Annotated in this window: 16 protein-coding genes, 1 tRNA gene and 1 pseudogene; 3 read left to right on the top strand and 15 right to left on the bottom strand. The window is 37.9% G+C overall.

The genetic code is table 11. The features are described 5' to 3' along the window. Positions 1 to 28 precede the first annotated feature (28 nt). The 4 genes from NST25_RS09715 to NST25_RS09700 all read right to left on the bottom strand — a co-directional run bounded on the left by NST25_RS09715 (position 29) and on the right by NST25_RS09700 (position 5,296). Positions 29 to 1,291 (bottom strand): ABC transporter substrate-binding protein, encoded by a 1,263-nt coding sequence (locus NST25_RS09715; RefSeq protein ID WP_340393873.1) that lies wholly within the window; start codon positions 1,289 to 1,291, stop codon positions 29 to 31. 29 nt (positions 1,292 to 1,320) lie between these two features. Further along, positions 1,321 to 2,517: a helix-turn-helix domain-containing protein gene (locus NST25_RS09710; RefSeq protein ID WP_340393871.1), complete on the bottom strand. Its 1,197-nt coding sequence runs from the start codon at positions 2,515 to 2,517 to the stop codon at positions 1,321 to 1,323. Positions 2,518 to 2,522: 5 nt separating this feature from the next. After that, complete coding sequence (locus NST25_RS09705; RefSeq protein ID WP_340393869.1) at positions 2,523 to 4,304, bottom strand: histidine kinase; 1,782 nt, start codon at positions 4,302 to 4,304, stop codon at positions 2,523 to 2,525. A gap of 209 nt (positions 4,305 to 4,513) precedes the next feature. Next, entirely contained in the window at positions 4,514 to 5,296 is a 783-nt protein-coding gene (locus tag NST25_RS09700) for a helix-turn-helix transcriptional regulator (RefSeq protein WP_036679206.1), read from the bottom strand. A 208-nt stretch (positions 5,297 to 5,504) separates the two neighbouring features. Here NST25_RS09700 and NST25_RS09695 point away from each other — a divergent pair, with 208 nt between their 5' ends. Further along, on the top strand, positions 5,505 to 5,870 hold the full coding sequence (locus NST25_RS09695; protein ID WP_051491055.1) for a VOC family protein: 366 nt from the start codon (positions 5,505 to 5,507) through the stop codon (positions 5,868 to 5,870). 101 nt (positions 5,871 to 5,971) lie between these two features. Here NST25_RS09695 and NST25_RS09690 read toward each other — a convergent pair whose 3' ends face one another. Then, positions 5,972 to 7,177, bottom strand: a complete 1,206-nt coding sequence (locus NST25_RS09690) for an MFS transporter (RefSeq protein WP_340393866.1) — start codon at positions 7,175 to 7,177, stop codon at positions 5,972 to 5,974. A 192-nt stretch (positions 7,178 to 7,369) separates the two neighbouring features. On the opposite strand from NST25_RS09690, the gene NST25_RS09685 reads away from it, so the two are divergent. Continuing rightward, positions 7,370 to 7,942 carry a TetR/AcrR family transcriptional regulator gene (locus NST25_RS09685; RefSeq protein WP_076184291.1) on the top strand — a complete coding sequence of 191 codons (573 nt, stop codon included), beginning with the start codon at positions 7,370 to 7,372 and terminating at the stop codon, positions 7,940 to 7,942. Between the two features lie 333 nt (positions 7,943 to 8,275). Here NST25_RS09685 and NST25_RS09680 read toward each other — a convergent pair whose 3' ends face one another. Beyond that, on the bottom strand, positions 8,276 to 9,154 hold the full coding sequence (locus NST25_RS09680; protein WP_339190368.1) for an SDR family NAD(P)-dependent oxidoreductase: 879 nt from the start codon (positions 9,152 to 9,154) through the stop codon (positions 8,276 to 8,278). Positions 9,155 to 9,319: 165 nt separating this feature from the next. Here NST25_RS09680 and NST25_RS09675 point away from each other — a divergent pair, with 165 nt between their 5' ends. Beyond that, the gene (locus NST25_RS09675; protein ID WP_076124930.1) at positions 9,320 to 9,778 is read left to right on the top strand and encodes a MarR family transcriptional regulator; all 459 of its coding nucleotides are present in this window, start codon (positions 9,320 to 9,322) and stop codon (positions 9,776 to 9,778) included. Positions 9,779 to 10,132: 354 nt separating this feature from the next. Here the strand turns inward: NST25_RS09675 and NST25_RS09670 are convergent. From NST25_RS09670 to NST25_RS09630, 9 genes and pseudogenes are all read right to left on the bottom strand, one after another. Beyond that, a tRNA-Lys gene (locus NST25_RS09670) sits at positions 10,133 to 10,205 on the bottom strand. Between the two features lie 1,055 nt (positions 10,206 to 11,260). Continuing rightward, positions 11,261 to 12,682: a hypothetical protein gene (locus tag NST25_RS09665; RefSeq protein WP_339190364.1), complete on the bottom strand. Its 1,422-nt coding sequence runs from the start codon at positions 12,680 to 12,682 to the stop codon at positions 11,261 to 11,263. Positions 12,683 to 12,956: 274 nt separating this feature from the next. After that, positions 12,957 to 14,402 (bottom strand): ATP-dependent helicase, encoded by a 1,446-nt coding sequence (locus NST25_RS09660; RefSeq protein ID WP_340393863.1) that lies wholly within the window; start codon positions 14,400 to 14,402, stop codon positions 12,957 to 12,959. Further along, positions 14,392 to 14,643, bottom strand: a complete 252-nt coding sequence (locus tag NST25_RS09655) for a UvrD-helicase domain-containing protein (RefSeq protein ID WP_339190361.1) — start codon at positions 14,641 to 14,643, stop codon at positions 14,392 to 14,394. Before NST25_RS09655 ends, NST25_RS09660 begins: the two co-directional genes overlap by 11 nt. A 540-nt stretch (positions 14,644 to 15,183) precedes the next feature. Continuing rightward, positions 15,184 to 17,208, bottom strand: a complete 2,025-nt coding sequence (locus tag NST25_RS09650; protein WP_339190359.1) for a hypothetical protein — start codon at positions 17,206 to 17,208, stop codon at positions 15,184 to 15,186. Between the two features lie 1,141 nt (positions 17,209 to 18,349). Beyond that, the gene (locus NST25_RS09645; protein ID WP_339190357.1) at positions 18,350 to 18,736 is read right to left on the bottom strand and encodes a hypothetical protein; all 387 of its coding nucleotides are present in this window, start codon (positions 18,734 to 18,736) and stop codon (positions 18,350 to 18,352) included. Between the two features lie 91 nt (positions 18,737 to 18,827). Continuing rightward, positions 18,828 to 24,308, bottom strand: coding sequence for an RHS repeat-associated core domain-containing protein (locus tag NST25_RS09640; RefSeq protein ID WP_339190355.1), 5,481 nt, complete (start codon positions 24,306 to 24,308; stop codon positions 18,828 to 18,830). A gap of 201 nt (positions 24,309 to 24,509) precedes the next feature. Further along, positions 24,510 to 24,698 carry a hypothetical protein gene (locus tag NST25_RS09635; RefSeq protein WP_340393861.1) on the bottom strand — a complete coding sequence of 63 codons (189 nt, stop codon included), beginning with the start codon at positions 24,696 to 24,698 and terminating at the stop codon, positions 24,510 to 24,512. A 210-nt stretch (positions 24,699 to 24,908) separates the two neighbouring features. Further along, a pseudogene (locus NST25_RS09630) lies at positions 24,909 to 25,196 on the bottom strand (RICIN domain-containing protein); the annotation flags it as partial. Between the last annotated feature and the right edge of the window lie 3 nt (positions 25,197 to 25,199).

The following is a 25,199-nucleotide window of genomic DNA, read 5'->3' as shown; positions in this document are numbered from 1 at the left end:
TTTACAGGGTTATATTGATTTGGTTTTATTACTTCACATGGGTATCCCACGATTTTTGAAGCTCTTGAAGCAATTGATCCCGATTAATTTGCTCTCCTACATAAGCTTGCATAAGATAGCCAAACTCCTCTCTTGCTCTGGGAGGGAATTTGAACCAATTCCAAGATAAAGTTTTCTGTTCATCGACGTATCGCATAAGATCTTTTACAAGCGCTCCCGAACGGTCCGTCTCTATATTTTTAAAAGCTGAAATAAAATGAAAGCGATCCTTCATGAACTTTTTCCCTGTTTCCGAGGAAACCATCCAGTTCAAAAACTTTTTGGCTTCCTTCTTCTTTTCTGGCGAAGATTCTTTATTCACAGCCCAATTATTAGATACCCCTACTGGCAACGCATTGTTTTCGGCACTATCATTAATAGGCATGGGTAAAAAACCGATATTCATATTGGGCGATATTTGATCAATTTTAGACTGAACCCAATTCCCTTGTTTTAGAATCGCCGTTCTCCCTGTTGCAAATAACTCAACTTCCGAATTATAATCTGTTGTCAAAAAATTTTCGTTACCATATTGTACGGTCAAATCCAGCATCCGAATGACATCTTTAACTTCCTTATTCTCTCGAAAAGATTGTGTTCCGTTGTTTAACCCTTGAATAAAAGCATCCGGGTCCTCCTGTTGTGCAATAGCAATATTCAACAGGAGGACAAAAAACCAATGATCGGAATACCCAACCGAAAAAGGAGTCACACCTATAGCCTTCAGCTTTTTCGCCGCCTCTTTTAATTCCGTAAACGTTGTTGGGAGAGGAGTAATCCCAGCCTTTGCGAATAAATCCTTATTATAAATAAAACCGTAGCCTTCAAAATTGATCGGCATCCCGTATATTTTCCCGTCCATCTTCATCGGTTCTAGCGCCTCGTCATAAGCCTGTTCCACCCAAGGTTGATCTGATAAATCCTCAAGATATCTACTCCATGCCTTCGCTTCTTCATAACCGCCATTTGGAAAAATATCCGGACCAACATTGGCCGCAAACCTCGCCTTTAGCTCATCAAGGTAGTTAGCTCCCCCGCCAAAGGTTAGAATTTCTACGTTAATATTCGGGTTTTCCTTTTCATATTCCTTAACCATCTGCTCGAATTCTATAGAGATTTCCACTTTAGGATTCAGTACCTCCAAAGTGACTGCCTTATCCGCTTCCTTCAGTGGACGTGTATGCGCACCACATGAAGAAAGCGTTAGCGTAATCAACCCCACGATAATCATTTGAACCCTTTTTATTTTCATAATTCCCCCAGATGCATTCAACAATGAACTTATGTATTGGCTATCCTGACTTCCGCGTCTATTTCTCTTGCTCCCTGTGAATTACGATATTCAGCAGGCGTCATACCGACGTTTTTTTTGAACAGCTTAGAGAAATAAATCTCATCTTGATACCCTAGCTTTAAGGCAATCGAGTACATCTTTTCATCCGATTCTAGTAACCACTGTTTCGCTTGATTTATTCGTAAATGAATGACGTAGTTAGTAAGAGTCATCCCTACTTCTTGCTTAAATCTCCGCGAGATATGTTCTCGGCTCAGAAAAAAACGGGTGGATAATTTGTCCAAACTTAGCTCTTCCATATAATGCTCATCAACAAATGCGACAATATCATTCATACGCCTAACATCATCTAAATCCGCCAAACGATGGATTGCTCTAAAATTTTGTTCAGCCATAGACCTTTGTACAGATTGAAAAGATAACGATATCTCTGCGAGCGATTGGATGGAGGGGCCACTAACCAAACGAACAGGTATATCAAAATGCTGGGTAATCCATTCCTCTATCGGGAAAAACTGTCCATGAAGGGACAGAATCACACAGACATTAGGATCATTTTGAAGCGTAAATGCATTTCCCCACTCCCGTGTAGCCAGCTCTTCGGTCAAAAGCTGAATGTATGGCTCCGAATAATGAGATTGGTAAAAATACATCATGGTGAAGTCGTATACTTCTGCCTGTGGGAGAGCCGAGGCAATTTCGCCTGCATCAAAAGCTTCACCGTTACAAGCAGCAGTAATCTCCCTGTTTAAGCGAAACATTTTTACCTCTTCATAAAATCCGGACTCCATATTGCGACGTTCTCCCTCTTCTTGTTCCCAGGCTCTCAACGCCCCTTCTAAAGTTTCATTCAGCATTTTCTCTTCAATTGGCTTCATCAAATAATCAAAGCATCCCAGCTTAAACGCTTTGCGCATGAAACAATAATCGTCAAACCCTGAAATCATAATCACTTTTCCCGGATAGTCTTTAGCAGCCAACCACTCGATTAACTCCATCCCGCTATTTTTGGGCATTTTGACATCTGTCATTATGATTTCTGGAGATTTCTGCTCAATCAACGCCTTAGCCTCGAGACCATTTCTGGCTTCCAGCACTTCGGTAATCCCGTATTGTTCCCACCGTCCCAAAAAACGGATGATTTTTCTAACATTAGACTCATCATCTACAATAAGAGCTTTCATAAACGTTACTTCTCCTTTAGGTAGAGTGGAATTACTAGCCGTACAGTGAACCCTTGTCCCTGCATCGAATCTAGTTTGATTCCCGCTGTCTGATCGAAATGAAGAACCAAGCGATCATGAATGTTTTTTAACCCGATATGTGCAAAAGAAGGATTGCCTTCGTTAACCGATGTGTAGAGATTATTTTTTAATGTCTCAAGTTCATCATCCGTCACGCTGTTTCCGTTATTTTCTACGACTAGATTCAAATATTCACCTTGTATTTCACCATAAATATGGATGTAAGCTTGTTCATAGCCCTCGTCATAACAGTGCTTAAAAAAGTTCTCAACGAGCGGCTGCAAGATCATACTAGGAACCGGAATATCAAGAATATCTTTAGGTACATCAATGGAATAGCTAAAATCAGTCTGAAAACGTTCCGCTTGAAGATTCAAATAAGCCTGGACATAATCCACTTCGCTTTGAACCGTCGCCTTCTGATCCACACGAATCGAGTACCGCATCATTTTGGATAAAGAGGTAATCAGTTGATATACTTTTGGAGATTCAGAGAGTAGGGCAACAGCAGCAATGGATTGTAAAGAATTAAATAAAAAGTGCGGATTGATTTGCGACTTTAGCGCCCTATGCTGATTTTTCCTGTTCTCTATCTCAAGCTTATACTCCCGGTCAATATGACGGTTGATCCGATTCATCATCTCCTTGATATGTCTTTCTAGAATACCGATTTCGTCCTCCCGCATATCGTCGAATGGGGCATTCATATTCCTCCCCTCGATACGCTGGACTTTTTGACTAAGCAGTTTTATCGGCCGTGTAAATCCATAAGAAATGATTGTTATCATTATCAAGCCCAGTCCACCTACAACCACACCTACGATGATGTTTGTATAGGCGGTTTTCCTTACATCTTCAAATAAAAAAGAGCTCGGGGTTACCTTAGCAAAATGCCACGCTTTTATCGGTTCCTGCAATGTTCTAGTAAACACAATATCTCCTTCTGGAGATTTAGTATCTGCCTGTATCGGACTTATTTTCCTTTGCAGTTCATCGGGAACGGTTTTGCCTATCCATGTTTCATCACTTGCGTAAATGACATGATTCTCCGCATCGGAAAGCCATACGCTCTCTTTATTTTTCTGTAGAAAATGATTAGCGATATGAGCAATCTTGTCCAAATCAATATCTATAGTGATGACGCCCAGAAATTCCTGTGTTAGGACATCCACAATTTTGTGATGAACCGTCAAGACCATCGTTTTATCCGAAGGAGGCATAATGGAGGTATCGTTATAGTTCTCAATCGGATGCGGAGCTTCAATAAGATCATTGCTATTAGAGCTCATCAGCTTCTGAATGGAAGCTTGCTGTAATAAATCCGGATTCCTTTTACGGGAACTTAACATGGCATTATAAACTGTAAATGAGCTTTTCCCTTCATTTATGAATAAACGGATCTGACGAATTTCACTCCTCATGAGATAGAAGTTAGTCATACCCTTATTAATTTCAAGCTGCTTGTAATAAAAATCTTCTTCTAACCCTTCTTCAAACACCCTGAATAAGTCTGGATTTCGGTATAAAATATATGGAAGATTAATGATTTCATCAAAATATTGCTCTAGATCGGCTGACGCCTGCTGAATTTGCTCTTGGCTGTTCTCAAGTTCATGTCGTTCCACATTCTCTTTCGTCTGCCGATAGATCAACAACACGGATAAAAAATACGGTAGAATTATAAACACAAGCAGCAAGAATAATAAGCGCTTATGAATGCTTTTCAAATAAATACTCCTCTGTAAAAATTTCGGTTTTCAGCAAAAAATCTAATATCAGGTTTTATATTTTCACAAATATCCAACACAAAATCAAAATACTTGTTGCTGAGCAACAAGTATTTTTGCCGGATCAATATATGACAAACGCCAATCGTTTATTACCCAAATTATATCCATATGAAACAACCGTAAAGAAATTTCCGCAAATTAATCAGCTATTTGAAGATTGAAATAATTCCCTGCACAATGGGCTTCCAAAGATGTGGATATTCTTGCTGAATTAACTTTCTTACCTCCTCCCCCTTGATATCGTTGAAATTATTATCTTGAGTAATAAAGGTATAAGCACCTTTTACGGTATCCCCTATAGCTATATGCCCGCTTGCATATCCACCCATTGCAATATGGGAAGCGATAGAGAGACCACCCAAGGAGAACATACCTACAGCTAAACCTCCAACAGCAAATATCCCCAATGCTATTCCACCAACGGCCATTGTACCCGCCGCAATGCCCCCAACGGCTAACAAAAGCCCTAGAGCCAGACCTGCAAAACTGATGAGTCCTAAAGCAAGCGCACCTAAACATAATCCGCCCAAAGCAACAATACCAATGGATACCGCACCAATCGCAACATTACCTATGGCAATAACCCCTTTGGCAACGTATAGCCCCCGCCCGATATGGATATGAACCAGAGGAATTCCAAAGCATGTTCTCTTACTTTTGTACTCATAATGAAACAAGGAATTCAGATCTACATATACGGGGCTTGCGACATGCTCTGCTTTGGTATCGCTTGAAGCATCCTTCACCAGATGATCCAAACTTACGTGAAATAATTCACTTAAACTAATCATCTTATCCATTTCGGGATAGGATTGACCTGATTCCCACTTAGACACGGCTTGCCGCGAAACACCAATCACCTCCGCTAAGTTCTCCTGGGACATTCCTCTCTGTTTCCTATAGCTTTGCAATTTATTTGCAAAGTCCATTCGCCATCACCTCATGCTCATCATATTATAACGTTCTGTAATTGACTACCTATCTACCCTTACATACTGTCAACCACTGGTTGCACAGCTGATTTTGCGGGCTTTTATCCTCATTAAACGTTCTTGATTCCCATTCTCCCTGTTTCCGGGCAAGACGATAGCGTATAATATACGAAATAGAATATTCATCAGAGGAGACTATAAAACCATGAAATTGAGTATGAATTGGATTACGCTTCGGGTCCGCGATCTGGAGGCTTCCCTTCATTTTTATAACCGGATACTGGGTCTACCCATTGAGCGTAGATTTGAGAGCAGTGGAAAACAGATCGTCATGTTAGGTCTGGAAGGGCAACCCAAGATCGAGCTTATTCAGGGAAGTGACCCGGCTTTGAAGCCGGAATGTGGCGTTTCTGTGGGTTTCGAAGTGGAGTCACTTGATGAAGCGATGGAGAGTTTAAAAAGCCAAGGTATCCCAGTAGCGCGCGGACCAATCGCACCCAATCCCCACCTGCGGTTCTTTTATATCCTGGACCCGGACGGGTTTGAGGTGCAGTTAGCGGAGCATAACTAACGTTTATCAAGCGTTATTACCTCAAAAAGAAATAGACCGCCCTAACCAAAGGTAGCGGTCTATTCTGCCGTAAACCCAACCCCCACACTTAAAGCAAGGCTTTATTCAACAGCTTTAGTTGATCTTTTTTCAGTGAAAAAGTAAACCAAAGCCAATAGCGGCAGGATCACTCCGATGAGTGAAGCGAAGGTCCATCCCCCATAGGCATAAGCCCAACCACCCAAAGATGATCCAACGGCTCCACCCACGAAGAAAATCGCCATAAAGATCCCATTAAGACGTCCCCTCGCTTCACTTCCCAATGAATAAATCACACGCTGTCCGAGTACAAGATTTCCAGATACGGCCATATCCAATGTAATCGCGGAAATAAAGAGCAGAACGAGAGCAAAAGTTGAGTGGCTATGGAAAAGATGAATTAGTAAAAAAGACAAGGTGGCTATGATCATGGCCAGTCCGGTTAACCATTTGCTCCAACCTTTATCTGCCAGTCTTCCAGCAATCGGCGCGGCTACAGCCCCACCAACACCTACTAAAGCAAACCAAGCGATACCTTGCTGCGACATTCCAAAATCATCCGCCAACCGCAACGGAACCACCGTCCAAAAGAGACTAAAAGCTCCAAATAAACAAGCTTGATATAAGGCACGTCGCCGCAATATAGGCGTTTGTTTTAAAAGGGTGCCTAAAGAGACAATTAATTTACCATAGCTTACCGAAGGTGCAGGTTTACGTTGAGGAAGAAATCGCGACAGAAGAATGGCTAACAACGTGATAACGACCGCTGAAAAAATAAACACGGCTTGCCATCCCCAGATGCTGGTGATAAAGCTTGCCACGGGCCGGGCAAACATAATACCAAGTAAAAGTCCACTCATAACATTACCAACCACACGCCCACGCTGCTCTTCAGACGCTAAATAGGTGGCATAAGGCACCAGGATTTGAGCTACCACAGAACCGGTTCCTATAAACAAAGATGCTGTCAGGAACAAAGGCGCATTAGCTGCGAAGGCTGCAACCAGCAATGCACCCACTGCAACCATTAACGTGATTATCGTGAGACGCCGATTCTCAACAATGTCACTCAGCGGCACGATAAATAACAAACCTACAACATAACCGATTTGAGTTAAAGTGACGATCAAGCCTGCGGCTGTAGAAGAAAGTCCTGTCGAGACACTGATAGGTCCGACAAGGGTTTGAGCATAATAAAGATTGGCCACGATAAGCCCGCATGCCGCTGCTAACATAAACATCATCCAACTTGAAATGTGGTTCTCTTTCGCCGCTTGTTCTTTTTGCATGTGAATCCTCCTCAGATGGTCATAATAATTTAAATACTATACGTTCAGTTCACTAATTCATGTTTAAATAATATACTGAACGTATCGTTTTGTAAATAGGCGATGGTCATTTATTTTCCCAGATTTTTTTAGTATACTGAACGTATAGTTTATATTTTGATTGGAGACAGATTAACGAAAGGGTGATTTCAGATGGAGAGTAAACGAGGACGTCCGCGTAATGTTGAGACGGAGAAGTCTATTCTTTCCGCTTCCTATGATTTGTTATTGGAAAATGGTTTTGGAGCAGTTACGGTAGAAAAAATAGCGGATCGTGCCAAGGTCAGCAAAGCTACGATATATAAATGGTGGCCTAACAAGGCTGCCGTGGTGATGGATGGATTCCTATCCTCGGCTGCGGACAGACTGCCCGTACCTGACACAGGTTCAGTATTCGATGATATTCTCATGCATGCAACGAACTTATCCCGGTTCCTGATTAGTCGAGAGGGTAAAATCATTACGGAGATCATTGGCGAAGGACAGATGGATTCAGGCTTGGCGGAAGCTTATCGGACCCGATATTTCCAGCCTCGTCGGCTTGAGGCACGGCTGCTTATGGAACGGGGTGTTCAGCGCGGGGAATTGAAGGATAATCTCGATATTGAAGTTGTTACCGATCTTATTTACGGGCCGATATTCTACCGCTTGCTGGTGACCGGCCAACCCATAGACGATGCTTATGTGCAGCAGTTGGTGAGGTACGCTTTTGAAGGAATACGGTAACTAACGGGAACGGTAAAATAGACCGCCCTCTCTCACAAGGGATCGGTCTATTTCTGATCGTAGTACTATAAAATGTCGGACTGGCGGAAGGTTGAGATACAACGGACCGAGGTGCTCTTATTTTCTCATTATGAGGCGTTTTCCCAAGCTATCGGACTCCTACGCACTTATCTAGTCTTTTAAAAGCAAAATACTGCTACTGATGAGGGAATAAGTGCGATACGGTCCGATCACTCGACTAATTTCATTAAATAAAGAAAATAAGAGCTATACAGTCCGCAGGATCATGAATGGGTGATTCGAACGGACATGAGGTTAGTTTCACTAATTAAATCAGTTTCCAAATAAACCTTTCTGCTGCAAAATGTCTCGCGTATCGTTCCATAATTTATTTTCCATTACCTTATCTCCTCCCGGTTGTACGGGTACAATGGGATTGCCTGTCCCAACGTTAAAATATCCCCCACTGCTCTCTTGATACTTAGGATCGGTCATTAAACGAATAATGATCTCCGCTCCTTTACGAGGATCGCCAATACGAAAGAAATTCAATAAGTGCTTAAGCATCGAAGAAAACCAAAGTTCACGCCCGAGACCTGTAACGTTAAAACCCGGATTCAATGCATGAACACTGATTCCCGTTCCTGCCCAGCGGCGTGCAAGCTCACTGGTAAACATAATATTTAACAGTTTGGTTTTCCCATAAATCTCAGAAGATCCTCTGGAAGTAAAAGAAGCTGTATTGAGCAAATCTCCTGGCAACTTTAGTACTCCATGACGGCGTGAAGCTTCTGAAGCAACATTTATGATTTTTGCACTTCCTGCTGCTCTCAAAGAACGTTCTAAGGTATGTGTCAATAACCATGGTGCAAAATAGTTCACAGCCATCATTTCTGAGAATCCATCGGCAGTTATCCGCTGTTCAAACCCATGAAGCCCTGCGTTATTTATTAACACGTCTATCTTCGGAAAAACATTAGATATTTCTTGTCCTAACCTAGTGACATCCCTCATTGAGGATAGGTCTCCGTAAAAAAAACTAATTTCGGCTGCTGGTACGCTCTCCTTTATCATTTTTCCAGTTGCTTCCGAACGCGTTTTACTCCTTGCAGTCAGAACAAGATGGGCACCTCGCTTAGCCATTTCAAGTGCAACGAGTTGTCCCAAACCGCTTGTAGCTCCAGTAATTACAATAATCGGCTTTGTCATCATCTACATTCTCCTTTATATCAGGAATTCATCAGGGGCAATTTCATTTTGACAGCGTATTGTCCAAATCATATAATTGATATATATCAACTATATGTTGATGATTGACATATGTCAACTAAATAGATGTATGACAACTTTAAAATACAAGGTTAGGTGGTCAAAACAATGAATGCCGAACGTAAAGACACGTTGAGAGGGCAATTAGAACTGAAGCTAGGTGGACAAATTAGTGCCCTCATTAGTGCTTCGCATGCCCTAAATGTCAGAACTGCTGCCGCTTTCGATTCATCTATACAGCCTGCTGCTTTCCATATAGTCCGTTGGCTGTACTCTTATGGACCAACAAGCGCCTCTGTGTTGGCAGAATCAACGGCTATGGATCGTAGTTCAGTCAGCCGTCTCATCAAGCAACTCGAGAATTTGGGTTATGTTAGAAGAGAAGACTCTCCTAATGATCGTCGAGCCATCCTTCTTACACTCACTGAACTTGGACGACAAAAAACCTTTGATGCGCTGCAGGATAAGGAATTCATATTTTATGAGCGCATAGCTCAATGGGATAATCAACAGCTTGAAACCTTTATTCAAATGCTTCAGGAGTTTAATGGATTTAATGATAATTAATAAATGGGAACAAAAAAAGAAACAGCATCTTGCTGTTTCTTTAGATATGGATTGTCTGTAATTGGAGCCAGCAATTGTCATTGATGTTCATGTTCGGCATGTTCATTATTGCATTGCTCAACTACCTCAAAAAGAAATAGACCGCCCTCTCGCAAAGGAATGCGGTCTATTTCCTGACTAAACTTCCGGAGCCGCCGCCCTTAAAAGCGGCTATTGCACTGGGAGTCGTGTTTCCGCACGACTCTCTTTGCATTGTACGTTTTATCTACCCAAACTATACCACGATCAAAACCAAATAAAAAGTCACTCTTCCCCAAACAGCAAAAAAACGGCATTTCTGCCGTTTCTTTAGGATGGACTCTCAGGGGCTCGAACCCTGGACAAATAGATTAAGAGTCTACTGCTCTACCAACTGAGCTAAGAGTCCATATGATGTTTGGTGGAGCCAAGGGGGATCGAACCCCTGACCTCATCGCTGCCAGCGATAGAGATGGTCTAGGATATAGTAAGATTAATTACGAAAACAGCTTATTATATATAGGTTTTATCTAATGTCATAAGATCTATTGAGTTCTTATAGGATGCTTGGTGACGAGTTTTGTCCCCAGTTCGTCCCCATTAATAATACTATTTATTTCCGCACTCCGCATGGCTTGAGTAGTGATCGCAGACATATGATGTAGAGGAGTTTACCTTACGACTTATAGAACATAAAGTGTTATTAATGAAATAAGCGCCTTAAGCCACCTAACATTCACTTAATGATGTTTCAGTGGTGGAGCTCGGCTAGAACACAAGATTTTTACATTATATTGTTTTAGATGGCCAAGAGTCTTGTGTATATTGGAAGCAAACCTAACGTTGTGATCTCCATTATATAACCACAACGTTTTATGAAATACACTTCTTACAAATGATTACTACACCTGACAAATTTATAAATTACTTCCTCTTGATCTGCAACTTATTCACGGTGAAGAAGCAATGTTTATTCCTACATGCAATAATTTCAGATATTCACTTTTGCTCTATTTATGCGTTATTTTAAGGCTTAAATAACAGATAGACGAAGAGTTAATGTTATGCCAACTTGAAACATCAGATAATATACCAGACTCTTTGACTTCCGATAACTCATTTCAAGTTCCATCTGTCTTTATCTCGGATCAGTTAAACCATCTTTAGTAGACTTCATCCTCATTGCCCAGCTTTATATAGAAATCACGAAGTTCAAGAATATTATACAAGCTCATGCTTTCGATTTCTTTTATCGTCTTTCTGTCATGCTCTTTATCAATCATCCCGCTTATCATCAGCTCTTTTGAAATTATATGAATCCATTACTCATACATATCAACCTGTGTATTTATTCCATCTCGGTCGTTCGGAGTTCCAGTAATCATGGCATCAATCATATATCTGTTCTGCATATCGTCGATCAATCTTTTAACAATCTTATCCTTGCTTTGCTCTATTAAAATGTTATTTCTTACTTAATTCTATTTGTAACCATTTATCATCCTGTGGAAATAACACCTTCGCTTCATTAAAATAATAATTCAATTCATCATATGTTCCTAGCAAATAACAGCATTCTATAACATGGTGATACGAATCACAATCCGTCGGTTCTAACTCAATGATTCTTAAAAAAACATTTTTTGCTTTGCTAATATTACTACGCTCACCTGTTCTTTGTAATAAACAAGCATAGTTATATAGCAGATTTAAATCACGACATCCCATCGGTTCAAGCTCTACACCAATTTGAGCCAGTTTTAAAGCTTCACTTTCTCGATTAGTATTTCTGTAATAACTCGATGCATTAGAGAAAAACTCAAAATGCTGATTCATTAAACATTCAGTAATATTTATCTCAATCAAATGATCTAGTTTTTTCATAATATTATCACTAATCAAATCTGGTGATTTAATGTAACCAAAAATCAAATTTGATAGAAATGCAGAATTGTAATGTTTCCCTATACACGTCCAAAGTAAGTTTATACCATCTTTGTATTGATTATTATTATATTTAATTATTGAAAGTTGAAAATATGATTCAAGCTCATAGAAAAGTGGCAATTCGTCAAATTCACCTTTTTCTATGAGATCAACTATTCCATTTAGTTTCTCTTCTTTGCGTTCAAATAGTCTTAAGAATCTTAAAATTTGTTTTGTTTCTGCATCCAAAGAGTTTTTGATTTCAATTGTTCTATTGAATATAGCATCATATTTTTCATTAATTAATAAATGAGCTTCACATACTTTATATTTACTCGCCTTCTCTACTAAAATTTCTGTCCCCCATTTTGTATTTCGTTTTACAATTACGTCAAATATTATGCTCATTAAATTAAGAATACAATTCAATTTCTCAACAGAATAATAGAGAAAGCTAACATAAAATCTATCGTCAGAATACTCACTAATAATTGTTGGATATTCAAATTCATCAAAATGCTGAAAATACAATTTATTATCCACAATAATTATTGATAAGTCTTCATACTCATGGATTCTTAAATTCCTTAATGATGCAATTTCTTTATACCACTGTAACTTTAAAAGTTCTTTTTCATGTTCTTTTAAGTTCGATTCAAATTCTTTATAGAACGAATTATACTTTTGTTTCTTATCATTCTTATAATAAATATTGTAAGTCTTAAATATTAAATCCATTAACATTGATGTTTCTATAAAATAATTATAGATCAATTTTCGATCTAGCTTGTTTTCTTGATCAATACATACATCAATGATACTCTCAATCGTTGCGATACATTTTTTCATTTTATGCTCAAGTAAGCAGTACTTTTCACAAACCTTCATTGATTCTTCAACTACGAAATAGTTGTTTATGTTATTAAAAACCGAGTGAACATCTTTAAGTAAGTTCTCCAATGTTTACCTCCAAAACTTGTTTGTTAATTCACGCTGATTAGAAAACCCATAGTATCTTTATTGAATCAATTTTGTAAGAGAAAAATCAAAAACATTAACGTGAATGATCATTTCAGTATTACTCTCTTCGCATCTTACAATTGTTTCATTTGCAATCCTCACTTTTTTTCCTAATAATTCCATCTTCTACATCATAATAAACCAAATTAGCTAAGCAATGTATAGCTATTTCTTAGGTTAATTACCATGAACCAGAAGTAAATCACCCTTGTTGTTAGTGATATATTTCTTTAACCAAACCCGTTTTCGTTAACATCTCATAAAGTTCATTTATTCTTTCGTTACTCTGTACGTCGGTAAACCTTGTTTTTCTAGAACTACAAAAGGTAAAATCCACACGTGCTTTAGCTCTTGATAGAGCTACGAAAAATGCACATTTATCTTCATCCGGTTGCTTTGTGAAATTCCAGAAGGCAGAATCTTCAAATCCAATAAAAAATACTGAATGATATTCCAATCCTTTACTTTTATGAATTGTCATGATTGGAATTGAGTTTTCACCCATAAAATTCTCAACAGCAACTTTCCAATCATTTGAAACCAAGTACTCCATCCACAATAACTTTTTAAAATTCATTATTATCTTCAAATAATAGGCTTTGTTCTTATATTCTGGGAACATTGCAGCAAGCCTGTCATACGATAATTTCTCCAGAATGATATCGACATTTTGATTAAAGATCTCCTCATCGGTAATACCATGAATGTTTTTAGAGAATGTCCTAATTACTTCATTCACTTCGTTTTCAATACGAATAAACTCTTCTGCCTTTGAATTCTCATCCAACGATTCAATTTCACAAAGAAAGTTATTTATATACCTCCATGCATGCGGATTTGGTTTCGATGCAGTAAGCATAAAAATCAAAGCCAGAACCTTAACAATTTCTTCCTTTAACAAATCTTGATAGACAGTTTCATTTCTTGCCTTAATACCACTAGTTTCTAGTCGTTTAATTACATTCTCACTGTATGCATCCACTGTTTGCTTAACAAGAATACATATATCATTGGTCTTAACACCATTTTTTATTAAATCTATTATTTCATTGCACAAAACATCAGCTTCGGCATATTCATCATAGAAAAATCTCAGGTAAGCTTCACCCATTTGACTATCCCATTTAGGAGAAGACTGAATATCAGTTGCATTCTCATTTAAATTGGCATACATGGCCTTTTGTATTTCTACAAGACGTGGTGTTGACCGATGATTCATTAACAAAATTTCTTTTGTAGCCTTGAAATCACTTGAATAGTCATCAAAAACTGTTTTCCTTGCACCTGCCCAAAGCATGATCCGTTGTTTACTATCTCCTACAGCAGTAAATATAGCTTTAGAATCTAGAAAACAGGCTTTAATAAGCTCATATTGTATTGTAGTAGTGTCTTGAAACTCATCCAAAAAAATATGGCTATACGTTAATTGTAATGACTTTTTTATCATAGGGTTTGTTCTGATAAGTTCAGTGGCTAACTTTGAAATAGCTAAAAAAGACAGGATACTTACACCATTGTTTTCACTGTTTTGACCTATATCATAGTTTTTATTAGGCTTAATATTGGTAGGCAGTCCATTCATAAAGCGATCTAGCAACGATTTAGCAAATGCATCGAATGTCATAGAATCAAATCTTGACACTAATTCTTTACCGCTCAACACGGTCTTTTAGATTTTGAGCAGCGTCCTTCTTGAAACTTATAGCAAGTATCTTTTGGGGATTTATACATGTATTGGTTTCTAACAGAAAGCTAGCTCTTTGTGCCAATAGTTCTGTTTTCCCTGAACCAGGACCTGCCATTACTAATTTGTTAGTATTGCAAGTAGCAACAAGCATCGCTGCATCTTCTAAAATAAAGCCGTCTGTAGGCACCCACTCATTACAATTTTTCCATTGCAAATCACCACCCCCCTATACATAACACTAGTTTGATTTTGTGATAATCTCATTTACAAACTTCTGTAAGCAATTCGGAAAGTCTTCAAATACTAAATCCTCATTTTCAGTAAACAAGACACGATGAGTAGTCATACGTTTCAACATTTGAACTCTCCTATTATCAGTTATATAAACTCTTAATTAAATCAATAATGGAATTCTATTACACTTTTATTAGAGAAATGCTATGTTTGACACTTGAGCAAATATTCTACTGATTGTAAAGGTTGCCTAGAGAGCTTTCATTTTGGCCTCACTCGACACTGAAGTTCCTCACGTTGCGTTATCCGCTGGCTTCGTTTGTGATTCAAGCTATGCCCTTTTTTAAAGAATGCCATGATTTTTTCGAATACAAATTGAAATTTATAACAGGTGTAACTTGATCTCCGTGCTACAAAACTTACTATGGATGCTAATTAAGGTTTTTTAATAGTCATCTAAGTTATATCTTTTCTAGAGATATACTCCTCCTGTAGTAAAGTCCTAATAAGAACTATTGCCTCAATTCATCTCGTCTTTCCTAAAGGTAACCTTATCTACTACATATGTGGCTCCAGATGTAGAATCTGTGTGAACATGAACTCTTGCTGTCACCGCCCCTACTGGCGGCTTTAATGTTCCCTTCACAGTTGTCCATTTGTTTAAAACTTTTGCATCTGCCAATGTGACTCCGCTAATCAACCTTCCGGATATATCGTAATAATTTACAATGAATTTTACTGCTCCGCTTGGCAAACTTATTATATTAATCAGACCGCTCAAAGTATATGATGATTCAGCAATTACAGCTACTTCTTGATATATTCCACCTACACCGGTCATTACTATTTTTTGGGCTTGAGTCCCAGAAACTTCAATTGAGGTTGTCAATTGATAATCACCATAGGCACCATATTTCCCCCAGCCATCTGCAACACCACCGATTTGAGAAGCCTCGAAATCCCCGTTTGCCAGCATATTTGCATCTGTACTTTTCTTGAAATTAACCATATCTACTACATATGTACCTCCAGTTGAGGATGCCATGTGAACATGAATCCTCGCTATCACGGCTCCGATAGGGGTTTTAATAGTGCCTCCCATGGTTGTCCATATGTTTAAGCTACTTAATTCTACCAATGTCACTCCACTGATTGCTTTTCCCGAACGATCGAAATAATCAATGATTAGCTTTACCGCCCCATTTTGCAGGCTACTTATATTTATACGGCCGTTCAAGTCATATAAAGTATTTCCACTTACAGCTATATCTTGATATAAGCCCCCAGCACCAGTCATCGCAAGTCTTTGGGATTGTTTTCCCGAGGTTACAGTCGAACATATAAGTTGGTATACTCCTGTGGCTCCATATTTTCCCCATCCATCTGCAACACCATCAATTTGGGATGCTTCAAAATCCCCATTTGCCAACATATTACCGTTGTTACTTTTTTTCATAGATACCATATCTACCAATACTGTGCCTCCAGATGAAGAGGTCACTTGTATATGAATTCGTGCTATTCGAGCTCCTACTGGCGTCTCTATTGTTGCACCCGTGGTAGTCCATGTATTGAGCACACTTATTTCCGCTACATCCTCTCCACCGAGCGCTTTTCCCGAAATATCAAAATAATCGACAATCAGTTGAACCTTTCCATTCGACAAGCTACTTATATTTATTCGAGCATTCAAGTCATATAGAGTATTCCCACTTACAGCTATATCCTGATACAGACCTCCTACGTTAGTCATCGTAAGCTTTTGAGACTGGGCTCCGGAAGTCACATTTGAGGCTATGAGTTGATATTCACCAATAGCCCCGTATTTTCCCCAACCATCTCCCACACCATTCATTTGAGATGACTCAAAATCTCCGTTTGCTATTAAATTACCATATGTGCTCTTCTGCATTGAAACCATATCTATCAAAAATGTACCTCCAGATGAAGAGGCAACGTGAAAATGTATCCTTGCCATAATCGTTCCCTTTGGCGTTCTTATTGCTCCTCCAATGGTAGTCCATACGTTTTGCACACCTATTTCTGCAAGAGTCTCTCCACTGATTAAATTACCCGAAGCATTATAGTAATCAACTCTCAGCATCACCGTTCCATTCAGCATATTACTTAGGTTTATTCGACCATTTAACTCAAACGCAGTATCCTCACCTACCTGTATATCCTGATACAATCCTCCCACACCGTTGGTTATTATCTTTTGAGACTGTTTACCACTTACCACACTATTCACTTCTATTTCACTCTTTGGTTGTAGAAAACCCGGTCCAGAATAAGTGTTCCAGTAATTCGCAGTACCACTGCTAGTATCAGAAATTTCAAAATTCCCATTTCTTATTAAATTACCATTCGAATTTTTCCTCATTAAATTCCCATTAAAATCATAATAAAAATCAACAGCATTATTAAATGATTTCACTGATTCCAATCGACCATTTTTGTCATAAAAATACTCTTTTGCGTAGGTTTTTTGTGGCAAAACACTAATAATAACAAATAAGAAAATTAATAATTTGATTTTTTTCAATACTCTCAGCTCCAAAATTATATAATTATGAATTGTCCGGTATGTCTTGCAAAAACTACTGTACCTTTTCAGACCCCTTACTAACTTTCTCACCAAAAATCAATTCCGCTTGCACATCTAGTTCGTTCCATGTTAGGAAAAGTACTTCTTGAACATTTTCAGGGACACCTTTGATATAAATATCGTAGGAGACTGCGGAGGTACTGAATAGATATGTCTTTGCAAAATTTCCTTTACTTTAATTGAGTAATTTTTCATTCCATCATAAGAATATTAACTCATAGATTTATCAAAGATCTTTGTCTCTAATGTGCCTTGATTATAAGTATACACATTCTCATTTTGAACGGTCCTGGCATATCGACCATATGTAACCAGTACTAGCTTCCTGAGCTGAGGCCGTTGGAGGGTGGACAAATGCTAGACAGACAAAAAGACTACTCATAAGAAAAAAACATTCTTTTCATTTACTTAGCTCCGTATTGTACGTTACTTATTAAATATTTCATTTTCCGTTGCCAGGCTCATATTCCATTTAGCCGAGTTTTATGTTCACTACGCTTCAACTTTAATCAAATTTCCGTTAGTATCATAATTCCCATAATGAATTGTAATTTGTGCTGCTATATGTACCTCTTTCAAAAGACTTACTAACTTTAACAATTTGTATGTATATCGTCTAAAGAATTTGCTCCATCACCATGAATTTCCCAGATTAAATATTAGTTTTCTTATCAAGTCTTGAGTCATAATATAAAAAAGCCACTAATTCTGATGACTCTCTTACTAGTGCTTAGTCGTTAATCAATAGTTATTCTGCGCATCCATGTAATCAATGTGTAATTACACTTTGCACTTTTGCCCCTATTAGCTCACGAACCTGAACACTAGCAGAATATGCTTTACCGCCTACAACGCGGACTCAGATTTGTTTGGGAATAATACTGGGATTGGTGTTCAAACTCAAGTAGTAAATTAAATATGACATCAGTACCTAAATTACAAGAAGACAAGCAACTTGCCTCCAAATATTGGAACATGTTGCTTGTCTTCTTAGAATTATTCATAAGGTTATTACTTCATAAAAAGGCTGCAATTAAATTGCACTAGTGTTGATTTTCGTCTGGCGAAAGCGAACTCATTAAAAATAAAAATCTATAACAATTATTAAAGATAGTAAAGCGAATAAAAATAAAAGCAATGCAACAAGCCAAATTATCCGTTTTAATTTTTTATCCTCACCAGCATTCTTATAGGTACCAACAAGTATTAGGGGTAATCCAATAAAAACACCTACAAAGACAATGATCATAATATAATTTGCTGAAACTTTTACAAAACCAAATTCAAGTATCAATTTAACAATTCCAGCAAAAAAAGCTGCTGCACCTATTAAGCAGATACCCCAAGTAAACTCTTTCTGATATTTAGAAGAATTTTTAATAAAATATACTGTTACCAGTATGCCGGATGATAGAGCTAAAAAAACATAAATTGGCCATGCTAAATCAGCAGATATGTACCCCATAATTTTGTATACCTCACTTTTTCACTACTAAATTAAACAAAAAATAAATTGATATCGAGATTTTTTTCTCATATATCAGGTCATTTTCCCTCTATTTCTTTTCCAAAAAATGATCTTTTATATACGATCCAGCCATTCCAATTGCAGTACCTACAGCTACAGCAGCGCCAAAAGTCACAATTACTGGCGCTGTAGCTGTAGCTATTACTACAGATGTAACAACTCCAGTACCAGCCGCAAGAACAGTAATACCAGCGGCTTTCCATTTATCTGCATCTTTATACGTCGTCAGATCTGTATAAAGATCTACACCAGTAAACACAAGCGAAGCTGGACCCGCTAGCTTTGAGACTCCTTTTACCATTTTTACACCTGAACGTTCTACGATTGCTTCAACTTGAGCTGCTGGTCCTAATCCAGGCATACTAATGGTGATTTTTTTAGTATCTGGAACCGTTGAAAGAACTTTACCAAACGCTGCATCTGCTACTCCTCCAGCAGTGTTCTTAATGACCTCTTGAGTCACTGCACTCCCACTTTTACTAGATGAGGTATTCTCCTTATAATATGCTCCTATCAAAAGTTGATTAACAGCCCATGACTTTGCTCCAGAATTACCACTCTGAGCAAGTTTTACGAGGTATTTGTACTGATTATTATCAATAATCATCCCGTCACCCACAATTGGTTTATGCCCAGATGGGTCAATAAACTTAAGTGGGTTATTTATCGTATAAGTGTATAAATTCAAACTTAGCGGATTATCAATCTGCCCCTCATATGTATCTTCGTTTATAAAACGACCAATACTAGGATCATAATATCTCGCACGTAGATAGTAAAGCCCTGTCTCTTCATCGTAGATTTCCCCAGCATATTTAAATGAATTAGAAATACCTTCGGTCTGATGTACAATATTCCCCCATACATCATAAGTATAAGAGTTAACTACTGTTCCATTAGTATCGACTATTTGTACCACATCTCCATGACCATTGTACAAATAATAGTAGTCCTTTACTGTGGTGACATCTTTCTTAACTAACAGTCGGTCTCCCCGTATATAATTTGCTTTCTCTCCGTTACTCTTGGATTCAGAGATTACTACTCCGTTCCCGTTATAGTTATATTGTGTTTTTACAGCATCAGACGTTTTTTGGTATCTTAATCCATTAGGCAGATAATCTATAGTAGTAGAACTACTATCTTTTATAACTTTGGTTAGTGTGTTTTGCAGGTCATAGGTATAGTTTGTATTCGATAACTCTGATTGATTGGAAGATGTATTGGATTCAATCTGCCGATTTCCTTGCAAATCATACACATAGGTTGTTGTCCCACCTCCATCTGGACGTACAACCTTCGTTAGACGATTTAATTTATCATATTCATAGGAAGTCGTCTTTCCAGCCCCATTATTCAGCACTTCAATTACCGAAGTTGTGTTACCATTATTGTCATAAAGATAGGTGTAGGAGGAAAGAACCCATGAACTTTTTTTATTTGTCATCGTCGATATACGATTTAAAGCATCATACGTGTACTCCGTTATTAAAGTAGTTCCATCAGTCAAGGTAGGATAGGTAATGGTTTTTACTTGCCCAGTTGGGAAATATCCATAGGTTGCGTTCACTGTTGCCGCATCATTAAGACTAGATTTTCCATCGACTTGAACTTTATTCAAACGTTGCATGCTATATTGATAATTGGTATAGAAACTACCTACGCCACTATGTGTACCCATTAAGCGAGTGGTTCGATTCGCTTTATCATAAACATACCCTGTTGAAGCTGTATATCCTGTTGCTTGAGAAGACGAATTTGTTAGTCTCTTCAGATTATCTATCGTTGTCGTTTGTGAAGCTGTTTTCACCCCATTAAGATAGATCTCCATCGTATCACTTTTAATCCCATTACTACCCAAAATACCCTTACTTTGTTGTGTATTTCCTCCGGATCCTGTAAGCAGGCTACTCACTTGCTGATTTCTTTCATCATATTGATAAGTGGACACCGTTCCGTTCCGATCTGTCATTTGTGTAAGCAACCCTATTTGATTATACAAATGATTCTCATTTTGCAATGCAACATCTTTTTTATCATTAAGTAATCCTAATTCGTTATACGTTTTGCTCTTTAAATTAATAGATGCTCCTGTTTGGCTATTATGCATCGTCGTTTCTGTAATCTGTCCATTACGATCATACTGGTAACTAGTAGTTTGCCCTAACGCGTCTTTCACAGAATTCAAGCGATTTAACGCATCATACGTATACTTTGTCGTCACTCCTTCATTGTTGAGATTTTTATTAGGATCAGTATACGTAACGTTATTACCAACTATATCATAACTATATAATTCCGAGAGCGGCTGACTTTGATTCGGCCACCCTTTAAATACTTGAGTAGATGCTAGTCGGCCCCATTGATCGTATGTTTGTTCTACATAACTGCTCTTCAAATTCGGATTATTTATATTCGCACGATAGGCTTCAACCCCTGAAGCAGCCACAACATAGTTGGTCACTTTACGGAGCTTCAGATTACGCTCATTCACATACAAATTACCATAGGTATCTGAAGCCTCACTCTGCTCTCCCCATGCATTATATTTCACAGTCGTTACATTATCTACTGGATCTTTTACATAGACAGCTCTAGACAAATCGTCCACATGATACTGGGTGATCGCACCTGTATCTATTATTTGTTCCAATCGTTGAAGACCTAATCCGTCATAGTATGTGCTTTGTCTTGATAAATAGGTGACAGCACTATTTGATCGTTGTGTGTATTTCCGACTATAAGACACTTGTAAATAGTATATCCCTCGATTCTCGACATCAAAAATCGAATCAAAACTAGTATAAAAAAAAGCCTTAGCATATGTATACAAATCTTCTACATCATACTTTTCTCCGTTTAAATTCGTTATTGTTGGATACGTGATGCTCGTGACTCTGCCTAGCTTGTCATACTTGTACTTGGTTGCCTTTCCATTAGCATCTGTTTCCTCAGACATTCTACCCGATCCCATGTCATAGGCCATCTTTTTCTGAATAAATGATGTCATTTTGTCTCCATTAGCTGAACTATTAGTAAAATAACTAATTTGTTCCGTTGGATACGCATAATTGCTTTCGGGACCATAAATAGTTGCTACTCTGGCTACTAAACCATTCTGCATAGGCTTCTCTTCGGTAACCTTACTGATTTTTCTTCCATCCGTAGGAACTGGTTCATAAGTATATGTGGTTACTTCATTCTTAGGATTTCTATACGTTTTAACCCGCCCGTTATCGTAGTACTCGTAGCTCTCAGATAAACTCGTTGATTCATTCTGATACCAAGATTTTGAGACCAGAGAGTGATAATTAGGTTCATACACAAATGAGGTTGTATACTTCGCCTTGGTACTCGAATCATTGAACTGACTTAAGCTTAACGGCTGCGTTTGACTTTGTACGCCTCCCCAGTCGGTATATGAAGTTTCCGAATACAGCATATTTGCAGTGTTATCATTATCTCCTACTGCAAAATCTGCGTAAGTTGTTTTTGTCGGGAGATACTTGAAGCTTGGATGAAAATTTGAATAACGTTCTTCTTTTCTTTCTCCATTGAAGGCTTGTGAAACTTTTGAGATATTCTGTTGTAAACCATTAAATGTCGTCTTAGTTAATAGATTGTTGGTCGCTGAGGTACTTTGAAGAATAGAACTAGATGAAAATGTATAGGATTCCGGTAAATAATTACTATCAGGATACGAAGGGAACCCTGTATAGTCACCCGTATATTCATACTTAATATAATTGTAGGAATTTTTCAATACATCTTTTCTTGAAGTCACTCTGAATTCTTCACAAAATCCATAAGGGCCTAAATTTCGAGTAGTCAGTTCATATTCATAAACTGAAGTTGATTTTGGATATTCCACTTTAGTTAGATTTGTATAAAAATTGTAACCAGAATATTGACTTACATATTTTAAGTTAAAGTCAAACTTAGGTGCTGTCTCTGTCCAAGAGTGTGTCAAGTATGTAATCTCATTGTTTTGATTCGTGATTCTCCATAAGTAAGGCATGTAACCATCGGGGTTACCATTATATATGGTAGCTATGCGCATCTTAAGAAAAGCAACTTTCTCAACTTCATTTCCATTTGGACCGTTAACCGTTAACTCAATTTTCTCACCTATAAATGTATCCGTCGTATTTAGAGTAGATTCATATGCAAAGTTAACTGTTCTATGCAAACTATCCGTAATTCTAGAAATAACTTTATGTGTCCCACCATCATAGGTCTGACGATCTGTATGCTCAAATTTGATAGCATTTCCAAAACGATCTACGATTCCGAGTAAACGGCCATCACTCGCAAAATATTCTCTTTTTTTATCTGCGTATTGCAAATAATAAGCCGAGCTAACTTGACCATTAGAGTATGATCCAGCTGAGTCCTGCATAAATTGCATATCCTTACCTTGATAGCCAACTAAGTGAGTATAGCTACCTAAGGAATCACTCGCGTATAAATCAATCCGGTACACTGCACCTTGACCATTATGATAAAACATATATCCGTCTTCCAGTTGAACGGAAGGGAATTGAAAGGACCAGCCCAACCCTAAGTCGTAACGGGAATTCAGATAATTAAATTTTTTCAGGTTTCCATAGACAGCATCACTTCTCTGGTAGCCATATGACTGGTTAGAGTTGTACATTATTCCAACGTTTAAATCTAGTCCATCTCTACCGGGAAGACTAATTTCATTTTCCTTCCATGTTAACGATCCTGAGCTTGAATCTATCAGTTCACCGGATTGACTACGATCAGAATACTGTTGTTTGTTGGTTTGATTGATCTGCTGCTGATTATAAAGTCCATTAAATACACCGTTAACTCTAGCAGAAAAAGTAGCATATTCTTGCTTTATAAGGCCTTGATCTAGTTGTCCTTCATAAATTTCCTCTTTATATACTGCCTCAGATATAGTTATTAATCTCTCGGAATTATTCACTTCAGGATGAGTCCTATAAACAACATCATTAACCGAAAGAGATAATTCGAACTCTTTATTTTGAAGTTTAAAGTCCACTTCTTCCCATGTGTATTCATCTTTTATTTTAACATTTAGAATCTCAATTGGACTTAGTTCCGTATCTTTCACGAGCATATTAATCCAGTAAATATCCTCGATTCCGGCTCCACTCAGAGCAAGAGTTTCTATCTCTTTGTTCGTCAAATCTCCTCTCCCTAAAGAACCTAGACCTTTTTTCATAGCTTTTCTTAGCTCTTTTCTTTCAAGGGAAAACGCTTCGATTTGAGCTATGCTTTCTGTTATTTGAGGATCATACACACTACCCACTACAGCTACAAGATCTTGAGGTATCTCCCTTGGTTTCTCAATGTTCTCTTGAACAGTTAGCTCTGTTGAAGGAGTAAGTTCATTATTACTATCTATTATAGTATTCTCTTCATTACTATACGCAGCGTTTGCTGGATAATTCGGTAATAATATTGAAACACTTAATAAGATAATGAACAGTCTTTTTAATAATAAGTTAATTCTCACTTTTCTTTCCTCCTTGAATATTGTTTTCAATTCACATGATTAAGTAGAGTACTTCTAGGAAAGCAGCATTGGACGAGGTTAGGAAATCCACTAAATAGTATAGACAATGATAGGATATAAATGAGCAGTGATTTTTCTTTTTGGATAGACTTCACTCCAGAACTCCCCTGTCGTGTATTAATTAATCTTACAAAAATATGATCATAATGCTGCTTTCTTAATCAGTGACCCATTTTTATCATATTTTAATTCGACAATCTTACCATTAGTCAGTAGCATATATAGAAGTCTCCCGTTAGCATCATATAAGTAGCGCATTAGGTCCGGTATATCTTTTTTCCATGTAATTGGGTTTGCAATTCGATTGAGGGAAACTTGATCAACATCCAAATAAGCATTCTCCTCTCCCCTACTGCAAACATAAATCAGGAAGGTTATTGTTGTAATCTTGCTCAAAACCTCCATTAATGTTCCTTTCAAGTGGAGAAGAATAGGCATGACTGGCCTCTATAGTTAATAAAAGAAATGACAGCAGGAAGATCCTTTTTAGTTGAACCACACCCCTTACTTGATAAAAATGAATCTAAAGTAGTCCCTAATCTATTTAATCATTTTCCACTTTTGCGAACTAGTTCCGTTATCCTCATATACCTGTAGGCGGGTACCATTTTCATTATTTCCATTTGTTATATCCAGCAATTTATTACTGTTCACATTGATGAAACTAATTGATCCGTCTGCATTCTCTCTAAATTTCCACTGTTGAGCGGTTGTAACGTTATCCGTCCAAATTTGAATAGCAGAACCGTTAGTTGTACCTCCACCATCCACATCCAGCGCCTTGCCGCTATTCACACTGATTAACTTATAGTTATTGCCCCCAGTATCATA

The organism is Paenibacillus sp. FSL E2-0190 (genome assembly GCF_037992965.1).
Lineage (GTDB): Bacteria > Bacillota > Bacilli > Paenibacillales > Paenibacillaceae > Paenibacillus_AQ > Paenibacillus_AQ odorifer.
The sequence above is the reverse complement of the archived record's forward strand: the minus strand, read 5'-3'. Positions and strand labels throughout refer to the sequence as shown.

Bases quoted from the DNA above. Each gene is read 5' to 3' on its own strand.
- NST25_RS09695 (WP_051491055.1), top strand. From the start codon at position 5,505: ATGAAATTGAGTATGAATTGGATTACGCTTCGGGTCCGCGATCTGGAG.
- NST25_RS09715 (WP_340393873.1), bottom strand. From the start codon at position 1,291: ATGAAAATAAAAAGGGTTCAAATGATTATCGTGGGGTTGATTACGCTA.
- NST25_RS09680 (WP_339190368.1), bottom strand. From the start codon at position 9,154: ATGATGACAAAGCCGATTATTGTAATTACTGGAGCTACAAGCGGTTTG.
- NST25_RS09645 (WP_339190357.1), bottom strand. From the start codon at position 18,736: ATGGGGTACATATCTGCTGATTTAGCATGGCCAATTTATGTTTTTTTA.
- NST25_RS09700 (WP_036679206.1), bottom strand. From the start codon at position 5,296: ATGGACTTTGCAAATAAATTGCAAAGCTATAGGAAACAGAGAGGAATG.
- NST25_RS09690 (WP_340393866.1), bottom strand. From the start codon at position 7,177: ATGCAAAAAGAACAAGCGGCGAAAGAGAACCACATTTCAAGTTGGATG.
- NST25_RS09710 (WP_340393871.1), bottom strand. From the start codon at position 2,517: ATGAAAGCTCTTATTGTAGATGATGAGTCTAATGTTAGAAAAATCATC.
- NST25_RS09685 (WP_076184291.1), top strand. From the start codon at position 7,370: ATGGAGAGTAAACGAGGACGTCCGCGTAATGTTGAGACGGAGAAGTCT.
- NST25_RS09675 (WP_076124930.1), top strand. From the start codon at position 9,320: ATGAATGCCGAACGTAAAGACACGTTGAGAGGGCAATTAGAACTGAAG.